A 2,390-nucleotide genomic window follows, 5' to 3' on the forward strand; every position below is an offset into this window, starting at 1 on the left:
GTATTCGTGCTGCATCCACAGCAGGCGGTTCACGATCGCGCCGTGGGTGACCGCAACACCCTTGGGCCGGCCCGTCGACCCGGACGTGAAGATCACGTACGCCGTGTTGTCGGCGGTGAGCGTGGTGGAGATCGGTGCCGGGTCCTCGTCGGGGAGGTCGAGCGTGTCGATGTGCAGCACCGGTGCCGCGGTGGCGAACGTGGTGTCGTCGGCGGCGCGTGTCAGCACGCACACCGGCTGCGCGGTGTCGAGCACGTATGCGGTGCGCTCGGCGGGGTGATCGGGATCGATCGGCAGGTAGGCGCCGCCGGCCTTCACGACGGCGTAGATCGCGACGAGCAGATCGATCGAACGGCGCATCCCGACCGCGACGACGGACTCCGGTCCCACTCCGCTTCCGATCAGGTAACGGGCGAGGCGGTCGGTGTGCTCGTCGAATTCGGCGTAGGTCAGCCATCGTTCCTCGAAGACCAGCGCCACGGCGTCGGGTGTGGCGGTGGCCTGGTCCGCGAACAACGACACCAGAGTGTCCGCGGGCACGGGGTGGTTCGTTGCGTTGGCCGCCGCGAGGGCGGACCGTTCGTCCGCGTCGAGCAGGTCGATGTCGCCGACGGCGACCGGCGGGTTGTCGACGACCACGTCGAGGAGCCGGCCGAATCGTTCGCCGATCGACACGGCTGTGTCCTCGTCGAACAGGTCTGTCGCGTAGGACAATTGCACGGCCAGACCGGCTGGTGCGCCGGTGGAGTCGAACTGCTCGACGACGGTGAGCTGCAGGTCGAACTTTGCCACGTGGACGTCGATCTCGGTTGCCTCGACCTCGAGTCCGTCGAGTTCCACCCGGGTGTTCGCGGTGTTCTGGAAGGTGAGCATCACCTGGAACAGCGGGTGGTGTGCCGACGACCGGGCGGGGCTGAGCACCTCCACGAGGCGCTCGAACGGGACGTCGCTGTGCTGGAACGCGGCGAGGTCGGCGTCGCGGGTCCGGGCGAGTACGTCACCGAACGTGTCGCCGGGGTCGACGGTCGTGCGGAGGACGAGTGTGTTGACGAACATGCCGACCAGGTGGTCGAGCGCCTCCTCGCCGCGTCCCGCGACGGGGGTGCCGATCACGATGTCCGATCCGGCGCCGAGACGGCGGAGCAGAACCGCCAGGGCGGCGTGCGTGACCATGAACGGCGTGGTGCCGGTGCTCTGGGCGAGATCGACGAGACGCCCGTGCACGTCGGCCGGGATCGTGAACTGCACACGCCCGCCCCGGTGGGACATCTCGGCGGGCCGCATCCGGTCGGTGGGCAGCTCGATCAGCTGCGGCACGCYGGCGAGCGCTGCCTGCCAGTGGGCGATCTGCCTGGCGGACAGGCTGTTCGGGTCGTCTTCCGAACCCAGTAGATCCCGCTGCCAGAGGCTGTAGTCGGCGTACTGCACCGGAAGCGGCGCCCAGGTGGGTGCGTGACCGGCGGCGCGCGCCGCGTACGCGACCATCACGTCGGCAGCCAGCGGCGTCATCGACCAGCCGTCGGCGGCGATGTGGTGGACGACGAGGACGAGGATGTGCCGGTTGGGTGCCTCCCGGAACAGGCCGGCGCGCAGCGGTCTGTCGGTGGTGAGGTCGAATCCGGTGCCGCCGAGGGTCGTCATCGCGGCGGTGAGCGAATTTGCGTCGACGTCGATGGGATCGTCGCCGGCCAGCACGCTCACGACGGACGCGACCAGCTGGTGGGGTCCGTCGGGGCTGTCGGGGAAGACGGTGCGCAGCGCCTCGTGACGCTCCTGGACGTCGTCGATCGCCCCGAGCAGGGCGTCGCGGTCGAGTGCGCCGGTGAGTCTCAGCGCGACCGGCAGGTTGTAGGCGGGCGATGCCGTGTCGAACTGGTTGAGGAACCACATGCGTTGCTGCGCAACGGAGAGGGGCACCCGGTCGGGCCGTTGCCGAGCCTCCAGTACCGGACGCGAGTCGGCCTGCGCGCCGGTGTTCGCCGCCGCGACCGCCAGCTGCGACACCGACGGCGATTGGAAGAGGTCCCGGACCCCGATCCGCGCACCGAGGGCGGTGTTCACTCGGGACACGACCTGGGTGGCCATCAGTGAGTTGCCGCCGAGTTCGAAGAAGCTGGTGTCGACGCTCAAATCGGGTAGGCCGAGGACGTCGCGGAAGATCCCGAGGAGGATCTCATCCGTGACCGTTCTGGGTTGCACAATCTCGGCCGAGTGTGCGGCGAATACCGGTGTGGGCAGTGCGTTGCGGTCCAGTTTCCCCGCCGGAGTCAGCGGCAACGAATCCAACACCATGATCGCCGACGGCACCATATACCCCGGCAACCGCTCCCCCACGAACTCCGCGAGCGCACGGGTTTCGACCTCAGTTCCAGGCGCCGAAAGCACATACG

The 2,390-nt window shown here is 68.8% G+C and carries 1 protein-coding gene; it reads right to left on the minus strand.

Features of this window, described 5'->3' with window-relative positions:
• A partial coding sequence (locus tag AC1D1G_RS44285) for a condensation domain-containing protein (protein ID WP_477956837.1) occupies nucleotides 1–2,390 on the minus strand: 2,390 nt, incomplete at both ends.

Source organism: Rhodococcus sp. P3_B8 (assembly GCF_056402775.1).